The organism is Clostridium sp. CMCC3677, from assembly GCF_023845585.1.
Taxonomy (GTDB): domain Bacteria; phylum Bacillota; class Clostridia; order Clostridiales; family Clostridiaceae; genus Clostridium; species Clostridium aquiflavi.
The window spans coordinates 258,070-279,087 of record NZ_JAMQHS010000004.1; the positions used below are offsets into that span (position 1 = coordinate 258,070).

Annotated in this window: 23 protein-coding genes and 1 other annotated feature (1 of these 24 only partly in view); all 23 genes read right to left on the minus strand. The window is 28.8% G+C overall.

From position 1 onward, the window contains the following. Window positions 1-99, minus strand: a binding site (T-box leader) (it extends 83 nt beyond the left edge of the window). 84 nt (window positions 100-183) lie between these two features. After that, on the minus strand, window positions 184-1,215 hold the full coding sequence (locus NG901_RS06600) for an AI-2E family transporter (RefSeq protein WP_252212955.1): 1,032 nt from the start codon (window positions 1,213-1,215) through the stop codon (window positions 184-186). After that, window positions 1,193-1,693, minus strand: a complete 501-nt coding sequence (locus tag NG901_RS06605; protein ID WP_252212957.1) for a PRC-barrel domain-containing protein — start codon at window positions 1,691-1,693, stop codon at window positions 1,193-1,195. Before NG901_RS06605 ends, NG901_RS06600 begins: the two co-directional genes overlap by 23 nt. A gap of 295 nt (window positions 1,694-1,988) precedes the next feature. Next, window positions 1,989-3,074, minus strand: coding sequence for a tRNA 2-thiouridine(34) synthase MnmA (gene mnmA, locus NG901_RS06610; RefSeq protein WP_252212959.1), 1,086 nt, complete (start codon window positions 3,072-3,074; stop codon window positions 1,989-1,991). Further along, a complete protein-coding gene (gene nifU, locus NG901_RS06615) occupies window positions 3,075-3,512 on the minus strand; it encodes a Fe-S cluster assembly scaffold protein NifU (RefSeq protein ID WP_252212961.1) in 438 nt (145 codons plus the stop codon). A 1-nt stretch (window position 3,513) separates the two neighbouring features. Continuing rightward, window positions 3,514-4,695, minus strand: a complete 1,182-nt coding sequence (gene nifS / locus NG901_RS06620) for a cysteine desulfurase NifS (protein WP_252212963.1) — start codon at window positions 4,693-4,695, stop codon at window positions 3,514-3,516. 3 nt (window positions 4,696-4,698) lie between these two features. Then, window positions 4,699-5,142 carry an RrF2 family transcriptional regulator gene (locus NG901_RS06625; protein WP_252212965.1) on the minus strand — a complete coding sequence of 148 codons (444 nt, stop codon included), beginning with the start codon at window positions 5,140-5,142 and terminating at the stop codon, window positions 4,699-4,701. Between the two features lie 36 nt (window positions 5,143-5,178). Further along, on the minus strand, window positions 5,179-6,465 hold the full coding sequence (locus NG901_RS06630; protein ID WP_252212966.1) for a replication-associated recombination protein A: 1,287 nt from the start codon (window positions 6,463-6,465) through the stop codon (window positions 5,179-5,181). Between the two features lie 176 nt (window positions 6,466-6,641). Continuing rightward, window positions 6,642-7,091 carry an MOSC domain-containing protein gene (locus NG901_RS06635; protein ID WP_252212968.1) on the minus strand — a complete coding sequence of 150 codons (450 nt, stop codon included), beginning with the start codon at window positions 7,089-7,091 and terminating at the stop codon, window positions 6,642-6,644. Window positions 7,092-7,093: 2 nt separating this feature from the next. Continuing rightward, the gene (gene moaA, locus NG901_RS06640) at window positions 7,094-8,074 is read right to left on the minus strand and encodes a GTP 3',8-cyclase MoaA (RefSeq protein WP_252212970.1); all 981 of its coding nucleotides are present in this window, start codon (window positions 8,072-8,074) and stop codon (window positions 7,094-7,096) included. 60 nt (window positions 8,075-8,134) lie between these two features. Then, complete coding sequence (moaC, locus tag NG901_RS06645) at window positions 8,135-8,614, minus strand: cyclic pyranopterin monophosphate synthase MoaC (RefSeq protein WP_035791073.1); 480 nt, start codon at window positions 8,612-8,614, stop codon at window positions 8,135-8,137. 13 nt (window positions 8,615-8,627) lie between these two features. Beyond that, window positions 8,628-9,650, minus strand: a complete 1,023-nt coding sequence (locus tag NG901_RS06650) for a molybdopterin-binding protein (RefSeq protein ID WP_252212972.1) — start codon at window positions 9,648-9,650, stop codon at window positions 8,628-8,630. 605 nt (window positions 9,651-10,255) lie between these two features. Then, entirely contained in the window at window positions 10,256-11,056 is an 801-nt protein-coding gene (locus NG901_RS06655; RefSeq protein ID WP_252212973.1) for an SDR family NAD(P)-dependent oxidoreductase, read from the minus strand. Between the two features lie 469 nt (window positions 11,057-11,525). After that, a complete protein-coding gene (locus tag NG901_RS06660; RefSeq protein ID WP_252212974.1) occupies window positions 11,526-11,939 on the minus strand; it encodes a HutP family protein in 414 nt (137 codons plus the stop codon). Window positions 11,940-11,972: 33 nt separating this feature from the next. Next, a complete protein-coding gene (locus NG901_RS06665; protein ID WP_252212975.1) occupies window positions 11,973-12,914 on the minus strand; it encodes a DUF4003 family protein in 942 nt (313 codons plus the stop codon). Between the two features lie 181 nt (window positions 12,915-13,095). Then, a complete protein-coding gene (locus tag NG901_RS06670; protein WP_252212976.1) occupies window positions 13,096-13,920 on the minus strand; it encodes an acetyl-CoA carboxylase carboxyltransferase subunit alpha in 825 nt (274 codons plus the stop codon). Further along, the gene (gene accD, locus NG901_RS06675; protein ID WP_252212977.1) at window positions 13,913-14,788 is read right to left on the minus strand and encodes an acetyl-CoA carboxylase, carboxyltransferase subunit beta; all 876 of its coding nucleotides are present in this window, start codon (window positions 14,786-14,788) and stop codon (window positions 13,913-13,915) included. The genes NG901_RS06670 and accD overlap by 8 nt, the downstream gene beginning before the upstream one ends. Continuing rightward, window positions 14,781-16,133, minus strand: coding sequence for an acetyl-CoA carboxylase biotin carboxylase subunit (locus tag NG901_RS06680; protein WP_252212979.1), 1,353 nt, complete (start codon window positions 16,131-16,133; stop codon window positions 14,781-14,783). The genes accD and NG901_RS06680 overlap by 8 nt, the downstream gene beginning before the upstream one ends. Window positions 16,134-16,142: 9 nt before the next feature. Next, window positions 16,143-16,571 carry a 3-hydroxyacyl-ACP dehydratase FabZ gene (fabZ, locus tag NG901_RS06685; RefSeq protein ID WP_003370298.1) on the minus strand — a complete coding sequence of 143 codons (429 nt, stop codon included), beginning with the start codon at window positions 16,569-16,571 and terminating at the stop codon, window positions 16,143-16,145. Between the two features lie 5 nt (window positions 16,572-16,576). Then, window positions 16,577-17,074: an acetyl-CoA carboxylase biotin carboxyl carrier protein gene (gene accB / locus NG901_RS06690; protein WP_252212981.1), complete on the minus strand. Its 498-nt coding sequence runs from the start codon at window positions 17,072-17,074 to the stop codon at window positions 16,577-16,579. Window positions 17,075-17,085: 11 nt separating this feature from the next. Continuing rightward, window positions 17,086-18,327 carry a beta-ketoacyl-ACP synthase II gene (gene fabF / locus NG901_RS06695; RefSeq protein WP_252212982.1) on the minus strand — a complete coding sequence of 414 codons (1,242 nt, stop codon included), beginning with the start codon at window positions 18,325-18,327 and terminating at the stop codon, window positions 17,086-17,088. 17 nt (window positions 18,328-18,344) lie between these two features. Then, window positions 18,345-19,085, minus strand: coding sequence for a 3-oxoacyl-[acyl-carrier-protein] reductase (gene fabG, locus NG901_RS06700; RefSeq protein WP_252212983.1), 741 nt, complete (start codon window positions 19,083-19,085; stop codon window positions 18,345-18,347). Window positions 19,086-19,105: 20 nt separating this feature from the next. After that, window positions 19,106-20,047 carry an ACP S-malonyltransferase gene (gene fabD / locus NG901_RS06705; protein ID WP_252212984.1) on the minus strand — a complete coding sequence of 314 codons (942 nt, stop codon included), beginning with the start codon at window positions 20,045-20,047 and terminating at the stop codon, window positions 19,106-19,108. After that, the gene (gene fabK / locus NG901_RS06710) at window positions 20,040-20,981 is read right to left on the minus strand and encodes an enoyl-[acyl-carrier-protein] reductase FabK (RefSeq protein ID WP_252212986.1); all 942 of its coding nucleotides are present in this window, start codon (window positions 20,979-20,981) and stop codon (window positions 20,040-20,042) included. The genes fabD and fabK overlap by 8 nt, the downstream gene beginning before the upstream one ends. Window positions 20,982-21,018: the final 37 nt, after the last annotated feature.

Here is a 21,018-nt window from a genome sequence, read left to right on the forward strand (position 1 = left end):
CTCCTAGGCAGCTTCGAAATATATAGTAAGAAGTTTGCACCATCCACTTCCTCTCTTAATATCCATATAAAATCTACTAATCCTAATCATCGCTTAATATTTTATTATTTCATCAAAAATTATATTTCATATATATAATTATGTCAATATATAACTAAACTTCATTACTTAATGTGATAAAAATCAAAACAAATAATAATTTATATCATCATATAGAACTTTTATTATTACTCCTATTGGCACAGCTAAAAGCATTCCTACAAAACCACCAAACTTATCTCCTATTAATAATAATATAATAATTATTACAGGATGCATATCAGTACTATCAGCAGTTATCTTAGGCGATAATATGTTTCCTTCTATTTGTTGAATAATAAATACACCAATAGTTACCCATAAAGCTTTAATAGGTGAATCTAGTAACGCTACTAATACAGCAGGCACCCCTCCAAAAATAGGACCAAAATAAGGTATTATATTTAATATTGCATTTAATATTGAAATCCATATAGGAAATTTAACTTTAAATACCATAAGTAATATAAATGTTAAAAAACCAATTATAAGAGACAGAAAAACTTGCCCTGTAATATACCTTCCTAAAACTTTATCTATATCATTTAAAATTTTTTTAGTTACTTCTCTTTTTTCTGTTGGTAATATAAATAATAATTTATTATATATTTTATCTCCATCACATAAAAAATAATATACTACCACAGGTATAACAGCGCAAGAAACTATATTTTCCACAATTAATACAATGTTATTAAATAAAGATTTAGATAAATTTAAAAATAAAGCATTTCCCTTTTCAATTAATTCATTATAAATAGATTTTAATATTGGAAAATTATCCACTCTAAATTTAACATATATATCTTCTAAAAAATTTGCAATATTATCAAATATAACTCCTATATTAGATATTTCCTTAAAAAGTTCAGGAATTATAAGCGTTATACAAGAAATAAACATTCCCAGTATAATTAGTATTATTAATCCAGATGCAACCTTCTTTTTAATTTTAAATTTATTTTGAAATAAATCTCTAATAGGTACTATAATATATGCTAATATAAAAGAAATCATAATCATATTTACGATACTCTTTATAGAATTGTTAAATACGTAGCTTAATATAAAAATTATTAATAGTAATGTAAGTAATAGAACTACTAACTTACTTTTATACTTTTTTATCAAATTCATATTTAGTCATATTGTGAGGAATGGATTTAAAGGAAATATTCTCTTTTCCTGTATATAGTATATAATCATCACCTAGTATACACTCATTTAGTAACAGTACTTCTTTACCCTTTAAAATCTTATCAATAAATCCAGAAGTTATTATCATAGCTTTAATAGTATAATTGTTCCTATCTATTAACAAGTCTTCAACTGCGCCTTTCAATTTACTATGTGTATCCATAACATCTAAGTCTTTTATATCTTTAAATTTTAATCCATTTCCACTTTTCAATTCTTTAGCTACTATATCATCACCAATATCTATAACATCATTAATAGATATATAATTTTTTTTAGAAAAAAAAGTTGTATTGGAAATTTCAAAGCCCTCTAATTTTTTTTCATAAAAATTTATATAAATATCTTTTACACTCCCTATTTTTTTACCATCCAAATTATATATTTTCTTTAAATAAAAATCTTTAGTTCTAATCATATTTCACTTTTACTACTCCTTAAATATATTAGATTGTATTTTAGCAGAATATTGATATATGTATAAGCAAAATAGACGAGTAATTAAACTTTACCTATTGTATATATCAACACACATTTAATCCAGAGCCATATATTAAAATTTCATCTTCATAATCCCTATTATATCCATAAGCAATAATTTAATTCTTACTATGATTTAAATATGTATATCATTACATATTTAAATCATAGTAAGTAAAAAAGCAATGATACTATGAAAATTTCTAGTATCATTGCTTAAAGAATCTTATTTTTTAAATAATAGCCTCTATTACTCCACCACCAATAACTATATTTCCGTTATAGAAAACAACTGATTGGCCCTTTGTTATAGCTCTTTGTTTTTCATTAAATACAACTTTAACTCTACCATCTTTCAATGGTACTATAGTAGCTTTAGCCTGTTTTGCAGAATATCTTATCTTAGCTTCAACTTCTATTTCTTTTTCTAATTTATCAAAAGTAATAAAATTCAAATCTCCCGCTATTAATTCTGTTTTAAAAATATCTTCTTCTGCTCCTATTACTACTTCATTTGTTCTAGGATTTATATCAGTAACAAACACAGGTCTACCAACTGAAAGACCTAGACCTTTTCTTTGACCAATTGTATAATATACAATACCTTTATGTTTTCCAAGTATGTTTCCACTTTTATCAACAAAGTTTCCACTCTTTACAGCACCAGGTTTAGCATTTAATATATATTTACCATGATCATTATCTGAAATAAAACATATTTCTTCACTGTCTTTTTTATTATGAACAGCTAATCCTATTTCTTTTGCTATTTCTCTTATTCTGTCTTTAGTATACTCACCACAAGGCATAAGTGTATGTGCTAACTGATCTTGAGTAAAGTTATATAAAGCATATGTTTGATCTTTTCTGTCATCATCAGATCTTATCAACATATATCTATCATCTTTTTTCTCAATTTTAGCATAATGACCTGTTGCTATATAGTCTACCCCTATTCCTTGTGCTTTTCTTAAAAGTTCATCAAACTTTAAATGCTTATTACATTCAATGCATGGATTAGGAGTTCTTCCATCTATGTACTCTTGAATAAATGGTTCAATAACCTTTTTTTTGAAAGAATCTCTAAAGTTTAAAACATAAAAAGGTATATCTAACTTATCACATACTCTTCTTGCATCTTCAACAGCTGAAAGTGAACAACAACCGCCTTCTCTTTCTTCAGCTTCTTTATCTTCTTGCCAAATTTGCATTGTAGCACCAATTACTTCATAGCCTTGTTCTTTTAATAAATATGCAGCGACGGAGCTATCAACTCCGCCACTCATACCTACTAAGACTTTTTTCTTAGTTAAACTCATCTATTCTTCTCCATGAACCATGTTATGTAATTCATCATGATCATGTTCTTTCATTGGTTTTACGTCTAATCCATGAGAAGCTCTATAATCATTTATAGCTTTATGAATAGCTTCTTCTGCTAATACTGAGCAATGCATCTTTACTGGTGGAAGACCATCTAATGCTTCCGCTACTGCTTTATTACTTAATTCCCATGCTTCATCTAAAGTCTTACCTTTTATCATTTCAGTTGCCATTGATGATGATGCTATTGCTGATCCACATCCAAAAGTTTTGAATTTTACATCCTTTATGATATCACCCTCAACTTTTAAATATATTTTCATTATATCTCCACACTTAGCATTTCCAACTTCACCTACGCCATTTGCGTCTTCAATTTCTCCAACGTTTCTTGGATTTCTAAAGTGATCCATTACTTTATCTGTATATATCATATTAATTTTCTCCCTTCTTTAAAAAGTCTTCCCATAATGGTGACATATTTCTTAATCTTTGAATGATAGGTGGTAATGTTTCTATAACATAGTCTATATCTTCTATGTTAGATCCATCCCCTAGTGTTAATCTTAACGATCCATGTGCTTCTTCATGTGGTAATCCAATTGCTAATAATACATGTGATGGATCTAATGATCCTGATGTACAAGCACTTCCACTTGACGCACATATTCCTTCAAAATCTAAAGATAGAAGAATTGATTCACCTTCTATAAATCTAAATCTTACATTTACATTACCAGGTAATCTCTTTTCTCCTCTTGGACCATTTAGATGTGAATATGGTATTTCAAGTAGTCCATCTATTAATCTATCTCTTAATTCACTCATTGTCTTAATATGTTCTTCTAAATTTGCTGTAGCCAATTCAATAGCTTTACCAAGACCTACTATAGATGCTATATTCTCTGTTCCAGCTCTTCTTGTTCTTTCTTGACCACCACCATGAATCAAGTTTTCAATCCTTATTCCTTTTTTAATATATAAAACACCGATACCTTTAGGTCCATAAATTTTATGGCCTGCTAATGATAACATATCTATATTCATTTCTTTTACATCAATGGGAGCATTTCCAATTGCTTGAACAGCATCAGTATGGAAATAAACATTTCTTTCTTTACATATATCCCCAATTTGTTTAATTGGTTGAATTGTTCCAATTTCATTGTTTGCAAACATTATTGAAACTAATATAGTTTTATCTGTTATAGCATTTTTTAAATCTTCTAAATTAATAAAACCTTCTTTATCAACATCTAAGTAAGTAACATCAAACCCATTCTTTTCCAAATACTGACATGTATGAAGAACAGCATGATGTTCTACCTTTGTTGTTATTATATGATTACCTTTATTTTTATGAGCAGAAGCAATACCTTTTATTGCCCAGTTATCAGCTTCTGATCCACCACCTGTGAAATACACTTCATTAGCTTCACAATTTAATGCTTTTGCAACCTTTGCTCTTGCTTCATCTATAGCCATTTTAGTTGTTCTTGATATTCCATAAAAAGAAGATGGATTACCAAAATTTTTCGTAAAATATGGTAACATTTCTTCTAGCACTTCAGGCTTTACATAAGTTGTAGCCGCATAATCCATATATACGTTTCTCATTGTTTATTCACTCCTATCGACAATTTCAATTAAAGTTCTCTTTGTTTCATAATCATCTATTATATCTTTTAAAGTAATTGAATTCATAACATCATCTATACTATCTTTTATCTTTTGCCACAATAACTTTGTTGCACAACTATCAACGTTAGAACACTCTACCCCATCAATACAATCAGCTATTTCAACAGGTCCTTCTAGAACATGCATAATATCACCTACTGTTATTTCTGAAGGTGGCTTACATAAAACATATCCGCCTTGAGCACCTCTTACACTTCTAATTATATTAGCTTTTCTAAGTGGACTAAATAGTTGTTCTAAATAATACTCTGAAAGATTTTGTCTTTTAGATATAGTCTTTATTGATGTCGGGGGACCTCCATAGTTAAAAGCCAAATCAACCATAGCTCTAACTCCATATCTTCCTTTTGTAGAAAGTTTCATATATTCACCCTCTCTAATCACTTATCAATAATTCATTTATATCTTATCAAAATACTCGGCTTTTGTCAATTCATTAGAATTATTTTTTATAGATGACCAATATTTCCGTGCATTTTCTTCATATTTGTTATTTTGTTCAATATAATATCGTTTTTTCTTTAATTCTACTGGTAAATACTCTTGTTTTATATAATGATTTGGATAATCATGAGGATACTTATATCCTCCAACACCAAGACTTTCTGCACCAGCATAATGACCATCTTTTAAATGTTTAGGAACATCTCCAAAATTTATACTTTCCAAATCACTCATTGCAGAATTTATTGCTAGATAAGAACTATTAGATTTAGGTAACGTTGCTAAGTATATTACTAGTTCAGCTAAAACTATTCTAGCTTCTGGGAATCCTACTTTCATAGCTAAATCTAATCCTGAATTAACAACAGTAAGTGCATTGGGGTGTGCAAGACCTATGTCTTCAGCTACTATGACAGAAATTCGTCTTATAATAGCTGCTATATTTCCTCCTTTTATAAGTCTTGCTAAATAATGAATTGCTGCATCGGGATCACTACCCCGTATGCTTTTTTGAAGTGCACTTAATAAATTGTAAAATTCATCTCCACTATTATCAGCTCTCATATTAGATTGTCCAAGCTTTTCAATATAGTCTACAGAAATTTCCTTGTGTAAAGTCATTTGTGAATTTACAGCTAATTCTAATATATTATAAGCTTTTCTATAGTCTCCTTGAGATATTTCAGCTATATACTTTAAAGCTTCATTTGAATATTCCACTTCTATACCTTCATTTATTAGTTTATCTAAAGATTTCTCTAATCCTACTATTATATCTGGTATTTTTAATGGTTCAAAAGCAAAAATATTGCACCTACTTATTATTGCTTTATGTATTACAAAATAAGGATTTTCAGTTGTGCTTGCTATTAATGTTATTCTTCCATCTTCTATAAATTCCAATAATGATTGTTGCTGCTTTTTATTAAAATGTTGTAATTCATCTATATAAAGAACTACACCTGCATAGTTTAACAAATTATCTAACTCACTGGTTATATTTTGTATATCTTTTACTGATGCTGTTGTTGCGTTTAATTTATAAAACTTCTTATCCACATATTTAGCCATTATATTTGCTAAAGTAGTCTTACCTGTTCCTGGTGGTCCATAAAATATGCAGTTACATATTTTTTTACTTTTTATCAAATTATATAATGGAGTATTTTCACCTAATATATGTCTCTGTCCAACAAAATCTTCAATTTTACTCGGTCGCATCAAATCAGCTAAAGGACTCATAAATTCACCTCTTTGATATAATCAAAAATTCTTTTTATATATTTATATCTAAATCTTTAATTACAATTATATTCATCAAATAATATTATATCAAAAAAGAAAAATAAAAAAGCATTAAATAAACAAAATAATTAAAATTAAATGTTTATTTAATGCTTTTTATTCAATATTTATTTTCATACATTTTCTACTATACTAGATGCAATCTCAATTTCATCCCCAATTTTCATTTGCCCACCTTCTATTACTTTTGCAAACACTCCATTAGTAGGCATAATGCATTCACCCATTTTTTTATAAATTTCACAATGAGCATGACACTCTTTTCCTATTTGAGTTATTTCTAATTTAATGTTTCCACAAGTTAATAGGCTCCCTATTGGTAAATCTTTTAAATTAAATCCTTGTACTATAACATTTTCACCAAATGCACCATCATTTACTTCTGCACCTTTAGCTTTAAAATCTTCTATTTTTTCATATGATAATAAACTCACTTGTCTATGCCAATTTCCCGCATGAGCATCATTTTCTATTCCAAAATCCTTAACAAGATTTGCCTTTTCTATTCTTTTTTTCTGTGTACCTCTTTTTTCACTAATACAAATTGCCATTATTTTACCCATAATTATCCTCCTATTTGTACCATTTTTCTTTCTTCTAAATTATCTTCTCTTTTAAATTCTAAAAAGTTATGATGTTTAGGTTTATTATAAATAGCTTTTTTAATCATTAAAATAAATTCTTCTTCATCTATTCCGTTTCTTAAAGCTTTCTTTAAATCCAAGGTATAATTATATTGTAAACATAATTTTAATATCCCGTCTGATGTCATTCTAATTCTATTACATTTTTTACAAAATCTATGACTTAATGCACTAATAAATCCGATCTTTCCTTTAAAATTATTTAATGTGTAATATTTAGCCGGACCATTTCCACTCTTTCCAAAATGGTTCTTCATAGTTCCATACTTTTTTTCTATGATATTCTTAATTTTCTCTTGAAAAACAACTTCATTCATATCACCTAATCCAATTGGCATCATTTCTATAAATCTAACATCAATTCTTTCATCTTTTGCAAATCTAGCAATAGATAAAATTTCATCTTCATTAAAATCTTTCATAATCAAACAATTTATTTTAACTGAAGGAATATTACTATTAACGGCTTTTTCTATTGATTTTAAAACATTACTTATACCATCTTTTCTAGTAATATCTTCATATTTTTTTCTATCCAAAGTATCTAAACTAATATTAATTCCATCTAATCCTGCTGATTCTAAATCATCTAAATAATCATGTAACAGTATCCCATTACTTGTAAGAGTAACATTTTCAATTCCTTTTATAGTCTTTATATCTCTTATAAGATCAACTATATCTTTTCTTACAAGAGGTTCTCCCCCTGTAATTTTTATATTATGAATCCCTAACTTAACCATACTTTTACATATAGTAATTATTTCATCAAAAGTTAATATTTCATCATGCTGTAAATATTCCACCCCATCTTTTGGCATACAATATTTGCAACGCAAATTACATCTATCTGTAACAGAAATCCTAAGATAATCAATTGTTCTATTATACTGATCTTTCATTATGTTTCTCCTCTCTATTAGAGTCTTTGGAATAAAATCTAAAAATCAATATTTATACAGTTATTCATTAATGAAATCTCCACTTTTTCCACCTATTTTTCTTCTTAAATGAATATTACCTATTTCCATAGCCTTATCTATAGCCTTACACATATCATATATAGTTAAAAGAGTGGTTGATACAGCTGTTAACGCTTCCATTTCAACACCAGTATTTCCTGTTACTTTTACTTTAGACGTAACTTCAACTTCTAAAGTTTTAGGTAAAAGCTCAAAATCAATAGTGCAATTTGTTATCATTAAAGGATGACATAAAGGTATTAACTCTGAGGTTTTTTTTGCAGCCATAATTCCAGCTACTCTTGCCACACCCAAAACATCACCTTTTTTTGCTGTTCCTTGTTCAATAGCTAAAAATGTGTCTCTATTTACTCTTATTTTTCCTGATGCAATGGCAATACGTTCAGTTGCATTTTTATTACCCACATCTACCATAATTGCATTGCCTTCATTATCAAAATGATTAAATTTATTTTCCATAACCAATATCCCCCTATATCTTTCCAAATCCACAATTAGGGTATGTGCACTTTTCACACGAAAGACATAGTCCACCGTGACCCAATGATGCTAAATCATCCTTAGATATTTTTTCATCAGCCATAATCCTCGGTAAAACTAAATCAAAAATAGTTTGTTTTGCATACATAACACAACCTGGTAATCCCAAAATAGGAATATTGTCATTATAATAAGACATTAAAAACATTGCTCCTGGTAAAACTGGTGCACCATAAGATATTATTTTAGCTCCTGTTGATTTAATTGCACTTGGTGTTAAATCATCTGGGTCTACACTCATTCCACCAGTACAAATAACCATATCTGCACCCTTATCAATATACTCTCTAATTGCATTAGTTATATTATCTGTATCATCGTTTACAATAGTTTGTCCTATTATTTTAACATCAAACTTTGATAATTTTTCTTTTATTACAGGAGAAAATGTATCTTTAATTCTTCCATAATAAACTTCATTTCCAGTGGTTACGATTCCCACCTTTTTCTTTACAAATTTCTTAAGTTCTATAATAGGTATGCTCTCTCCTAGTTTCTTTGCACTTTCTAATTTCTTTCCATCAATAATTAAAGGAATTACTCTCATTCCTGCTAATTTATCGCCTTCTTTTACTATAGTGTTATTATGTCTAGTTGCAATTATAATTTCATCAAGCATATTTATTTTTTTTAGCTTGTCAATATCTATTTTTAATAACCCTTCACAGCTAGCAATCAATTCTATTTTTCCTTCTTTAACTTTACTGTTAGTCATATTATCATTTTTACATATTTCAAGTAATACTTCTGCAGCTTCATTCTCGTGAAAAAAACCTTCTTTCTTTTCCCATACATATAAGTGATCTTTTCCTAAAGATAATAATACTGGTATATCTTCTTTTGTAACTATATGACCTTTTCTAAACGCAGTTCCTTTTTTTACATCTTTTATGATTTGAGTAATATCATGACAAAGAACATGTCCTACTGAGTTTTTTGTATCAATAAGTTTCATCAGGCTTTCGCTCCTTTTATTGTAGTATTTTATCAAATTTTCATATTTATCTTTCGCATAAGCATCTAATATACAGCTATAGTCATATTTCCTATTTATATTATACATTATATACTATTTTTACCTGTAAATACAAATTCATTTATATCTACATTATTTTATTTCTATATATAAAATCACTTAACTTTATCTAATAATTTTATAAGCAAATTTTATACCACTTTTTTATATAAAAACTTAATTTATTTATCTTTAATCTACTTGAATTCTTGAAAATCTTATCATTTTTAAATACATTATATTCATTGTTTATTTAGAGCAAAATCTCCTAGGCGACTTTAGCCCAGCGATTTTTTTAGCCATATACCCTTTCTAAACGTAGTGCAAGAATAATTGCCCGTCAAAAGAATAAAAATAATTGTTTATTAAAATGATAATATATTATCATTTTGATAAATCTCTATTCTACAAGATTATTAATTGGATATGTATAAAAAACGGCACTAATTATCAAATTGATAATTAGTGCCGTTTCTTATAATTTATAACTTAATAAATCAAATTATATTTCTACTTATTAAACAAATAAACTTTCTATCACTTAATTAATTTAATTCAGCATCGATCATACTTAATATTAATCTATCCATTCCACTTTCAATAATATATCCACCATCAACTCGCATTGTATCTCCTGTTATAAAACTTGCTCTTGGACTACAATAAAATGCTGTAGCATAAGCAATATCTTCTGGCTCTCCTATTCTAGCAACTGGTGTTTCACTCACGATCTTATCCTTAGCTACTTGCAATAATTGAGAGCTCATAGAAGTATTAATAGATCCTGGTTGAATTGAGTTAACTGTTATTCCATAGCGTCCAAATTCTTTAGCTAAACTTTGTGCCATAGCAACTAGTCCTTCTTTAGCTAAACAATAATGTGCATTTCCTGTAACTCCATGATAAGCTCCAAGTGATGACATTATTACAATTCTTCCATATTTTCTTTCTTTCATTTTTTCTCCACACGCTTTTACACAATAGATAGCTCCATAAACATGTGTATTTATAATAGCTTCTATATCTTCCATTGGCATTTTAGTAAGGTAATTTAACGGTGTTGAGTTTCCTGCGTTACAAACTAATATGTCTATTTGACCATGTTTCTCATAAATACTTTTGATAGCATCATCTACAGACTTTTTATTAGATACATCTACTTTATATGATTCAGCATATCCACCTTTTGCTACAATAGCGTCCTTTGTTTCTTCGTTTTTTTCTTCATTTCTAGCTAAAATCATAACTTTAGCGCCTCTTCCAGCTAGTTCTTCGCTAATAGCTCTACCTATGCCTGTGTTTCCCCCTGTAACAATAGCAACTTGATTAATTAATTCTTTGTTCATACTTTCCATCTTCCTTTTCTATGACTTATATTATTATAAAAATTTATAGTTATTATTAATTTAACTTAACTATTATCATCTACATTGATTAATATACCAAAAAAGTAATGTTTATACAAATTTCAATGTTTTCTTTTATTTTAGAACAAAAAAATTATAAACATGATATTAACTACTATGTGCTTATGTTTTAAAATTTGGCTCTGTTTTAAATGTGTGTTGATATATACAATAGGTAAAGTGGCATTGTAATTGGATTTTGAGAATTCTCAATGAGTATTGGGCTATACTCATTTTAGCATTCCTAAGTTCAATTACTCCGCTCACTTTGCTTATGCATATATCAACACTCCGCTAAAACAAAGCCTAAAATTTAAATTATTTTTCACAACACACTTTTTTAATCTCTATAATAAAAAAGATAGATATTAAAATAATTCTTGTTATCTTAATATCTATCATCATCTTTTTATACTGGTATAGCTCTATGCCCTATTCCTATAACAACTTCATCTAAATGAAGTAAACCAATACTTAAGAATATGCATACAGAAATATGTTCCCCGCCTCTAGCTATTCCAATTTTTCCACCTACATTTTGTGCATTAGCTCTATTAGAAACTTGAATTATAGCATCTCTAGTAGCTCCTATTACTGCACCTTCATGTAAATGTTCTTCTCTTATAAGGCCATTTCTTTTGGATGCAACCAGTGCACTTTCTAATATCTTTGATATTGATGAATTAATATTTCCACCTATATTTACTGCTGTAACTTTTATACCTTCTTTGTTATATATCTTTTTTAAATCTTCTTCCTCAAATCTATCACATATAGCCATTTTAGTTGCTATTTTAGCAACCTTTGTGCTATTACTCTCCATAAGATTATTCTCCTTTAATATTAATTTTTATTGTTATATTAACAATAACGTTAAGTATTCTATTAACTTCTTAACTATATTTATTTCATTTTCAGTAAATAAATCCTCATCATCTTCTGAAATGATTTCAATATATTCATATAATACTAGTGTAATAGATACTAGTACAATCTGATCCTTTTTTATAAATCTTTTTTCACATAAATCATCATATACTTCACTAATATTATCAATAAATTCATTATTATTTTCAATTATTAATGAAGATAAACCCAATAATAAATAATGCTCTTCTTTTATTTCCATTTTAGTATTATTTAAATGTGATTTTATTTCTATAACATTATTTATATAACTAGTATAATCCATTTCATCTAAATTTATCATTGCAAGTGTAATAAAAAAAGCTTCTTTTTTATCAAATTTTTTTCTGAGTAATTTAAAATATATCTTTAGATACTTTCTAACTAATTGATTATATTCCCTAGAAAACATTGATAAATTTATAAAGCATATATTCATTAATTTAAATTCATCTATACCCTGTACTTTGCTCTTTATTTCAGTTTTTGCCTTTAACATATTATTTAATATATTATCATATTCTTTTTTATGAAATCTTAAAGTAATAATAAACGATAAAAGTTCTAAGTACTTGTCCTTTTTAAAACCTTTATTTACTAAATTATCATATATTATAATTGTGTCTTTAACTATCTTTTCATATTGAAAATTTGAACATAAAAAAGCAGACATTGCTTTTTTAACGTTTCCATTAAATACATTATTTAGTTCACTTTTACTTATGTATTTTCTAATACTTTTTAATTCACTTTTATCTACTTCATTTTTATTTATTATATAAAGTAAACTTTCTAATATTTTAACTTTATTATTATCAAATATTAATGTTCTGCTTATATCTTTATAATAGTCTTTAAATATATCTACCTTACTTTTCAGATCAACATCCATAATCATCATCCTCTTAAAAAAAATTAACTTTAATATTATATTATTTCTAAATAGTATATATTGTCAATGACTCATATTTAACTTTCTTAGCTTAAAAAATATATTAAAATATCTATAATCAAAAAAGCTCAAAAGATTGCAATCTTTTGAGCTTATATTAAAAATCACTATATATTATAAATTACTCTAAAGTTCCTATTTTTCTAAATTTATCATAACGTTCATTTATCATTTGATTTGTTTCAATGTTTTTCATTTCATTTATTGCATTCATAAGTTCTTTTTTTATGAGCGTTACTTGTTTTGGTGGATTTTTATGTGCTCCACCTCTTGGCTCTTTTATTACCTTATCTATAATACCAAACTCATTTAAATCTTGTGCTGTTATTTTCATAACATTTGCAGCTTCTTTTACTCTCTTGCTATCTTTCCATAATATAGATGCAAATCCTTCTGGTGAAAGTATTGAATAAACTGCATTTTCTAACATAAGTATTTTATCTGCCACTGTTAATGCTAATGCTCCTCCACTTCCCCCTTCTCCAATAACTATAGAAATTATGGGGGTTTTCAATCTACTAAGTTCGAACAAATTATTTGCAATAGCACTACCTTGCCCTCTTTCTTCTGCCCCGACTCCACAAAAGGCTCCTGGAGTATCTATAAAACAAATAACAGGTCTATTAAATTTTTCTGCTTGTTTCATAAGTCTTAATGCTTTTCTATAGCCTTCTGGATTGGGCATTCCAAAATTTCTTTCTATATTTTCATTTGTATTAGCTCCCTTTGTTATTGCTATTACCGTAACGCTAATATCTTCAAATGATGCTATTCCACCAATTACAGCTTTGTCATCACCAAATAATCTATCTCCATGAAACTCTATAAAATCTTTAAAAATATTATCTATATAATATTTTCCTGTAGGTCTATCTTTATGCCTAGCTATTTCAACTTTTTCCCAAGGGCTTGATACTACTATTGATTTTATAAACTCTTTATTCATACTTATTCACTCCATGTAAAATAAGAATCTTATATAAATAAGCTCTCATATTTTTTCTTTCTACAATACTATCTATGAATCCTTTTTCAAGAAGAAATTCTGATTTTTGAAATGACTCTGGAAGAGTTTCATTTATTGTGTTTTCTATAACTCTTCTACCTGCAAATCCAATTAAAGCATTTGGCTCACTTAATATAATATCGCCTTCCATAGCAAAACTTGCTGTTACTCCTCCAGTAGTTGGATCAGTTAATATTGTTATATATAATAGCCCCTTTTCATCATGCCTTGCAAGAGCAGCACTTATTTTTGCCATTTGCATAAGCGAAAAAATACCTTCTTGCATTCTTGCTCCACCTGAAGCTGTAAAAATCAAAATAGGAAGATTATTTTCTGTAGCATATTCTACTATTCTAGTAATTTTTTCTCCGACAACAGTCCCCATGCTTCCCATCATAAAGAAACTATCCATTATTGCACAAGCTACTTCCAAATCATTTATTCTACCTACTCCAGTAACTACTGCTTCTTTACTTCCAGTATTGCTTTGAGATTGATTTATTTTCTCTTCATAATCTTCAAAGTCAATAGGATTATTTGTTTTTAATGATTTCCACATTTCTTTAAAAGTATCTTTATCAAATAATTGTTTTATTCTTTCCTTAGGTGATATTCTAAAGTGTTGATTACACTTATTACATACATATTTGTTATTTTCTAAATCTTCATAGTAAATCATACTATTACAATTACTGCATTTAGTCCACATTCCAGATGGAATATTAGGCTTTTCTTCTACTACTTTACTTTTATATGCTGATGGATTAACCGTTGCATATTTACTTTTTTTAAATAAATCCTTAAGCATTATTCTTCACCATCTTTTCTGATAAAAATGACGTATCATAATTTCCATCTAAAAACTCTTGCATTTCAAGTATAGAAAATTGAAAATCAATATTAGTTTTTACTCCACCTACTGCAAATTCACCTAAAGCTCTTTTCATTTTTACAATAGCTTCTTCTCTAGTTTTTCCAAAAGTTATAAGCTTTGCAATCATAGAATCATAAAAATAAGGTATATTGTATCCACAATATATAGCAGAATCTACTCTAACCCCCATCCCACCTGGAACGCATAACTCTGATACTTCTCCAGGACATGGTCTAAAATCATTCTCTGGATCTTCTGCATTAATTCTACATTCAATAGCATGACCAGATATCTTTATATCTTCTTGCTTTAATAATAACTTTTCTCCTGAAGCTATCTTTAATTGTTCTTTAACTAAATCAACACCTGTAATCATTTCTGTAATTGGATGCTCTACTTGTATTCTTGTGTTCATTTCCATAAAGTAAAAGTTATTATCTTTATCAAATAAAAATTCTATAGTTCCTGCATTTTTATAATTAACAGCCTTCGCTGCTTTCTTAGCTATTTCTCCCATAGTATTTCTTATTTCTTCATTTAATATATTAGATGGAGCCTCTTCTAAAACCTTTTGATTCTTTCTTTGAAGAGAGCATTCTCTTTCTCCTAAATGAACAACATTTCCATACTCATCAGCCAAAATTTGAAATTCAATATGTCTAGGTCTTTCAATGAATTTTTCTATATACAATCTGTCATCACCAAAGCAAGCTTTAGATTCAGATTTAGCAGTTTTATATCCCTTTAAGAATTCTTCATCACTTCTGGCAATTCTTATTCCTTTTCCACCACCACCAGCAGCTGCCTTTATCATTATAGGATAACCTATTTTTTTAGCAATACCTAAAGCATGTGTTTCATTCTCTATTTCCCCTTCATATCCAGGTACAACAGGAACATTTGCTTTTTTCATTATTTCTCTAGCTCTTGCTTTGTCACCCATAAGTTCAATTGATTCATAATCTGGACCTATGAATTTTATATTACATTCTTTACACATCTTTGCGAACTTAGCATTTTCAGATAAAAATCCAAATCCAGGATGTATTGCATCAGCCCCACTAAGTACACATGCACTTAAAATATTAGCAATATTTAAATAACTATCTTTAGCTATTGCTGGACCTATACAAATCGCTTCATCAGCCAATTGAGTATGAAGTGCTTCTTTATCAATTTCTGAGTAAACAGCAACTGTAAGTATTCCCATTTCTCTACAAGCTCTAATTATTCTAACTGCAATTTCTCCTCTATTTGCAATAAGTACCTTTTTAAACATATCCTTCACCTATCCTATAGCAAAAAGTATTTCAGCTTCACAAACTGTTTTACCATCAACTGAAGCTATTCCTTTACCTATTCCTATTGGTCCCTTAAGTTTTACTATTTCACAATATAAATCTAATCTATCTCCTGGTACAACCTTTGCCTTAAATCTAACCTTATTAGTTCCAGCAAATAATGGAGTTTTTCCTTTAAACTTTTCCATTGATAAAATAGCCACAGCTCCTGCTTGTGCCAAAGCTTCTATTTGTAAAACCCCTGGCATAATTGGTTCTTGTGGATAATGGCCTTGGAAAAATTGTTCATTTGCAGAAACATTCTTATATCCCTTAACAAATAATTTTTCTTCTATATCCATTTCAGTTACTCTATCTATAAGTAAAAATGGGTATCTATGAGGTAAAATTTCTTTTATTTCTTCTATCTTTAACATAAACATTAATCCTCCTTAATTTCAAAGAGTTTTTGTCCAAACTCAACCATATCTCCATCTTTTGCAAAACACTTTACTATTTTTCCATCATAATTACTTTCAATTTCATTCATTAACTTCATTGCTTCAATTATGCAAATTACTTTTCCCTTTTTTACATAATCTCCTTCTTTAGCAAATGACTCGCTATCAGGAGATGGTGATGAATAAAATGTTCCAACCATTGGTGATGTAATTATTACTGTGTCTTCTTCTACAGTTTCTTCTGACATATTACTTGATTTATTCTCTGGGAAATTATTCTTTTCTTGTATAGGTTCCTCTTTTGTATGAAGGTTGCTTTCCTTTTTTGTAGTCTCTTCTTCTTTTTCTACATTTCTATTTAAGCTTCTAGTTAAAGACTTATCCATTTTTATATAGCTATCATTTGATTTTAATTCAAAGTAAGCTAAATCCGAAGAATTTATAATATTTATAAGTTCTTTAATATTTTGAAAATCCATAAAATTACCTCCTACTTTTCTTCCCATCTCTTAAATAATAAAGTTGCATTGTGTCCACCAAATCCTAAAGAATTTGTTAAAGCATACTTAAGTTCTTTTTTTCGTCCCTTATTTGGTACATAATCTAAATCTAATTCTTCATCTTTAGTTTCATAACCTATTGTAGGAGGTATAAAACCTTCTTCTAGTGCTTTTAAACACACTATAGACTCAATAGCTCCTGCTGCACCTAATAAATGTCCTGTCATTGATTTTGTAGAAGATATTGGAATGTTATATGCATCTTCTCCAAAAACTTTTTTAATTGCTGCTGTTTCAAATTTATCATTTAATTGAGTTGAAGTTCCATGAGCATTTATATATGAAACTTCAGTTTTATCTATTTTAGCTTCATTAATTGCTTGACTCATAGCTTCTGCAGCTCCAAAACCTTCTGGATGTGGAGATGTAATGTGGTATGCATCACAAGTTGAACCATATCCTACAATTTCACCTAATATATTTGCTCCTCTTTCTAACGCTGAATCTAAAGATTCAAGTAATAATATTCCTGCACCTTCCCCCATTACAAAGCCACTTCTATTCTTATCAAAAGGAGTTGAAGCTTTAACAGGATCATTTGAAGAATTAAGTGCTTTCATACTATGGAATCCTTCAACACCAATTCTTGTTATTGGAGCTTCTGCACCACCTGCTAACATAAAATCAGCGTATCCATGTTTTATATATCTAAATGCATCTCCAATGTTATTTGTACCAGTTGCACATGCTGTCACTACTGATGTACAAGAACCTTCAAGTCCATATTGAATAGATATGTTTCCAGCAGCTAAATTGATAATTGCCATTGGAACAAAGAATGGTGACATTCTCTTTGATTTACCTGTAACTAATTTAGTACATTCAGTTTCTATAGTTGCAAATCCACCTATTCCTGAACCTACCATAACACCAAATCTTTTTTTATCTACTTTTTCTAAATCTATTTTAGAACTTTTCATAGCTTCCTCTGCTGCTATTAATGCCATTTGAGAAAATCTATCTAGTCTTTTACATTCTTTTTTACCTAAAACTTCTTCTGGATTAAAATCCTTAAGTTCTCCGGCAATCTTAACATTAATTAATTCATTATCTATTAACTTAATAAAATCTATTCCTAATTTACCATCTTTATTGTTTTTCCAAAATGTATCTACATCATTTCCTATTGGAGTTAATGCTCCCATTCCTGTAACAACAACTCTTCTTTCCATAACTCTATACTCCTCCATTACATTACCATTCCACCATCAATATTTATAACTTGACCTGTAACATAGTTTGAGTTTTCACTTGCAAGAAACGCTACAACACCAGCTACATCTTCTGGAGTTCCAAATCTTTTTAATGGTATGTTCTTTTTTGCTTCTTCTTTAACTTTTTCACCTAAAACACTAGTCATATCAGTTTCAATAAATCCTGGTGCAACTGCATTTACATTTATACCCCTTGCGCCAAGTTCTTTAGCTAAAGATTTTGTCATGCCTATAACTCCTGCTTTAGAAGCTGCATAGTTTACTTGCCCTGCATTACCTGCAACACCAACTACTGATGAAATGTTTATTATCTTTCCATGTTTTTGTCTGACCATGACAGGAGTGATTGATTTTAAGCAATTAAAAACTCCTTTTAAATTTACATCTATAACATCATCAAAGTCTTTTTCTTTCATTCTAAGAATAAGGGTATCCTTTGTTATTCCAGCGTTATTTACAATAATATCTATAATTCCGAATTTACTTTTTGCTTCACTTATAATATTTTCTACATCTTCTAACTTACTTATATCACCTTTAACAGTTAAAACTTCTACGCCCATTTTTTCTATTTCAGAAGCTACTATTTTTGCTTCTTCTTCGCTACTTCTATAATTCAATACTATGTTTGCACCAAGAGAGGCTAATTTAAAAGCAATTGCTTTACCTATCCCTCTTGCAGCTCCTGTAATAATTGCACATTTTCCTTTTAGCATTAATAAAAATCCTCCTTAAGCTAAATTTCTTCTAATGTTAATAATAATTTATTTAATGATTCCATATCTTCTATATTTAATACTTTAACGCTTCTATTAATTTTCTTTACAAATCCACTAAGAACCTTACCTGGTCCAACTTCAATAAATGTATTAACTCCATTTTTTATCATATCTTCAATAGTCTTATCAAAAAGTACAGATGATCTTATATGTCTTTTTAATAACTCTTTAAAATCATCTTCTTCATCATAAGGTAACCCTTTCACATTAGAATATACAACTTTATTTAATGAATTTATATTTGTATCCTTTAATGTGTTATAAAATTCTTCACTTGCATTCTTTAATAATGAACTATGGAAAGGTCCACTTACCTTTAAAGGTATTCCTAATCCTCCAAGTTCCTTTGCAATTTTCACTGCTTCATCAATAGCTTTATTTTCCCCAGCTATAACTACTTGTTTTGGACAATTGTAATTTGCTGCTTCTGCAATGCCAAACTCACTTGCTCTTTCTAATAGATTTTCTAATTTTTCATTATCAAGCTTTAAAATAGCTGCCATCTTTCCAAGACCTTTTGGAAGAGAATTTCCCATGATTCTACCTCTCTCTTTTACTAGAAGTAATCCTTCTTCCAAAGAAAGCGCTCCTGAAAAAATTAGTGAAGCATATTCACCAAGACTTAATCCTGCAGTATACTTTGCTTCAATATTATTTACTTCCAAAGCTTTTAATGCTACTAAAGAAGCCACTACTATTGTAGGTTGAGCATTTTCTGTTTGCATTAAAACTTCTTCAGGACCATTAAATAGCATATCTTTTATTGGCATATCTAATATTTTTTCTGCTTTATCAACTATTTCTTTACATTCTGGTATTTTATCATAGAATTCCTTTGCCATACCCACATATTGGGCACCTTGACCTGGAAAAAGGAATGCAATATTTTCACTATTCATGATTTCCTCCAAACAACACAAACCTTTGCTTTGCTTCTTCAAACATCTCTTCAATAATTTCCTTTGATGTTTGTTCTTTATTAATTAAGCCTGCAATTTGTCCAGACATTATAGATCCATTATCCACATCACCATCTACTGCTGCTTTCTTTAAAGTACCTGCTCCTAATTCTTCTAATTTTTCTGGACTTATACCTTCTTTTTCTAACTTAGCATACATTCTTGATAGTTTGTTTTTAAGCACTCTTACTGGATGACCTGTAGATCTACCTGTAACTTCTGTATCTATGTCTTTAGCTTTTAATATCTTATCTTTATAATTTTGATTTACTGTACATTCTCTTGCAACTAAAAATCTAGTTCCAACTTGAACTCCTTCTGCTCCTAACATAAAAGAAGCTGCAATTCCTCTTCCATCACCTATTCCACCTGCTGCTATAACTGGTATGCTTACTGCATCTACAACTTGTGGAATTAATGCCATTGTAGTAAGTTGACCTACATGACCACCTGATTCTGTACCTTCTGCTATAATTGCATCTGCTCCTGCTTTTTCCATTCTCTTAGCAAGGGCTACTGATGCAACAACTGGTATTACCTTTATATTATTTGCTTTCCATCTTTCCATGTACTTACCTGGACTTCCTGCTCCAGTAGTAACAATAGCTATATTTTCCTCACATACTAGTTCCGCTATTTCTTCTGCATTTTCAGACATTAACATTATATTTACACCAAAAGGTTTATCTGTTAATTTTTTAGCTTCTCTGATTTGTTTTCTTACCCATTCTGTTGGTGCTGCTCCTGTTATTATTCCAATTCCACCTGCTTCACTTACCGCTGCTGCTAAAGATGCATCTGCGATCCAAGCCATACCTCCTTGAAATATTGGATACTTTATACCAAGTAGATCACATACTCTATTATTTGCCACAAATAATTCCTCCTAATAGTGTTCTTACAAAAATACT

Excerpts from the sequence above, each read along its gene's own strand:
- NG901_RS06600 (WP_252212955.1), bottom strand. The coding sequence starts at position 1,215 with ATGAATTTGATAAAAAAGTATAAAAGTAAGTTAGTAGTTCTATTACTT.
- NG901_RS06665 (WP_252212975.1), bottom strand. The coding sequence starts at position 12,914 with ATGGATGTTGATCTGAAAAGTAAGGTAGATATATTTAAAGACTATTAT.
- NG901_RS06635 (WP_252212968.1), bottom strand. The coding sequence starts at position 7,091 with ATGGGTAAAATAATGGCAATTTGTATTAGTGAAAAAAGAGGTACACAG.
- mnmA (WP_252212959.1), bottom strand. The coding sequence starts at position 3,074 with ATGAGTTTAACTAAGAAAAAAGTCTTAGTAGGTATGAGTGGCGGAGTT.
- NG901_RS06680 (WP_252212979.1), bottom strand. The coding sequence starts at position 16,133 with ATGTTTAAAAAGGTACTTATTGCAAATAGAGGAGAAATTGCAGTTAGA.
- accB (WP_252212981.1), bottom strand. The coding sequence starts at position 17,074 with ATGGATTTTCAAAATATTAAAGAACTTATAAATATTATAAATTCTTCG.
- NG901_RS06605 (WP_252212957.1), bottom strand. The coding sequence starts at position 1,693 with ATGATTAGAACTAAAGATTTTTATTTAAAGAAAATATATAATTTGGAT.
- NG901_RS06660 (WP_252212974.1), bottom strand. The coding sequence starts at position 11,939 with ATGGAGAGTAATAGCACAAAGGTTGCTAAAATAGCAACTAAAATGGCT.
- NG901_RS06625 (WP_252212965.1), bottom strand. The coding sequence starts at position 5,142 with ATGAAACTTTCTACAAAAGGAAGATATGGAGTTAGAGCTATGGTTGAT.
- NG901_RS06670 (WP_252212976.1), bottom strand. The coding sequence starts at position 13,920 with ATGAATAAAGAGTTTATAAAATCAATAGTAGTATCAAGCCCTTGGGAA.
- moaA (WP_252212970.1), bottom strand. The coding sequence starts at position 8,074 with ATGAAAGATCAGTATAATAGAACAATTGATTATCTTAGGATTTCTGTT.
- nifU (WP_252212961.1), bottom strand. The coding sequence starts at position 3,512 with ATGATATATACAGATAAAGTAATGGATCACTTTAGAAATCCAAGAAAC.
- NG901_RS06650 (WP_252212972.1), bottom strand. The coding sequence starts at position 9,650 with ATGAAACTTATTGATACAAAAAACTCAGTAGGACATGTTCTTTGTCAT.
- fabG (WP_252212983.1), bottom strand. The coding sequence starts at position 19,085 with ATGCTAAAAGGAAAATGTGCAATTATTACAGGAGCTGCAAGAGGGATA.
- NG901_RS06630 (WP_252212966.1), bottom strand. The coding sequence starts at position 6,465 with ATGAGTCCTTTAGCTGATTTGATGCGACCGAGTAAAATTGAAGATTTT.
- fabD (WP_252212984.1), bottom strand. The coding sequence starts at position 20,047 with ATGAATAGTGAAAATATTGCATTCCTTTTTCCAGGTCAAGGTGCCCAA.
- nifS (WP_252212963.1), bottom strand. The coding sequence starts at position 4,695 with ATGAGAAACGTATATATGGATTATGCGGCTACAACTTATGTAAAGCCT.
- fabZ (WP_003370298.1), bottom strand. The coding sequence starts at position 16,571 with ATGTTAAAGATAGAAGAAATAAAAGAAATTTTACCTCATAGATACCCA.
- accD (WP_252212977.1), bottom strand. The coding sequence starts at position 14,788 with ATGCTTAAGGATTTATTTAAAAAAAGTAAATATGCAACGGTTAATCCA.
- moaC (WP_035791073.1), bottom strand. The coding sequence starts at position 8,614 with ATGGAAAATAAATTTAATCATTTTGATAATGAAGGCAATGCAATTATG.
- fabF (WP_252212982.1), bottom strand. The coding sequence starts at position 18,327 with ATGGAAAGAAGAGTTGTTGTTACAGGAATGGGAGCATTAACTCCAATA.
- NG901_RS06655 (WP_252212973.1), bottom strand. The coding sequence starts at position 11,056 with ATGAACAAAGAATTAATTAATCAAGTTGCTATTGTTACAGGGGGAAAC.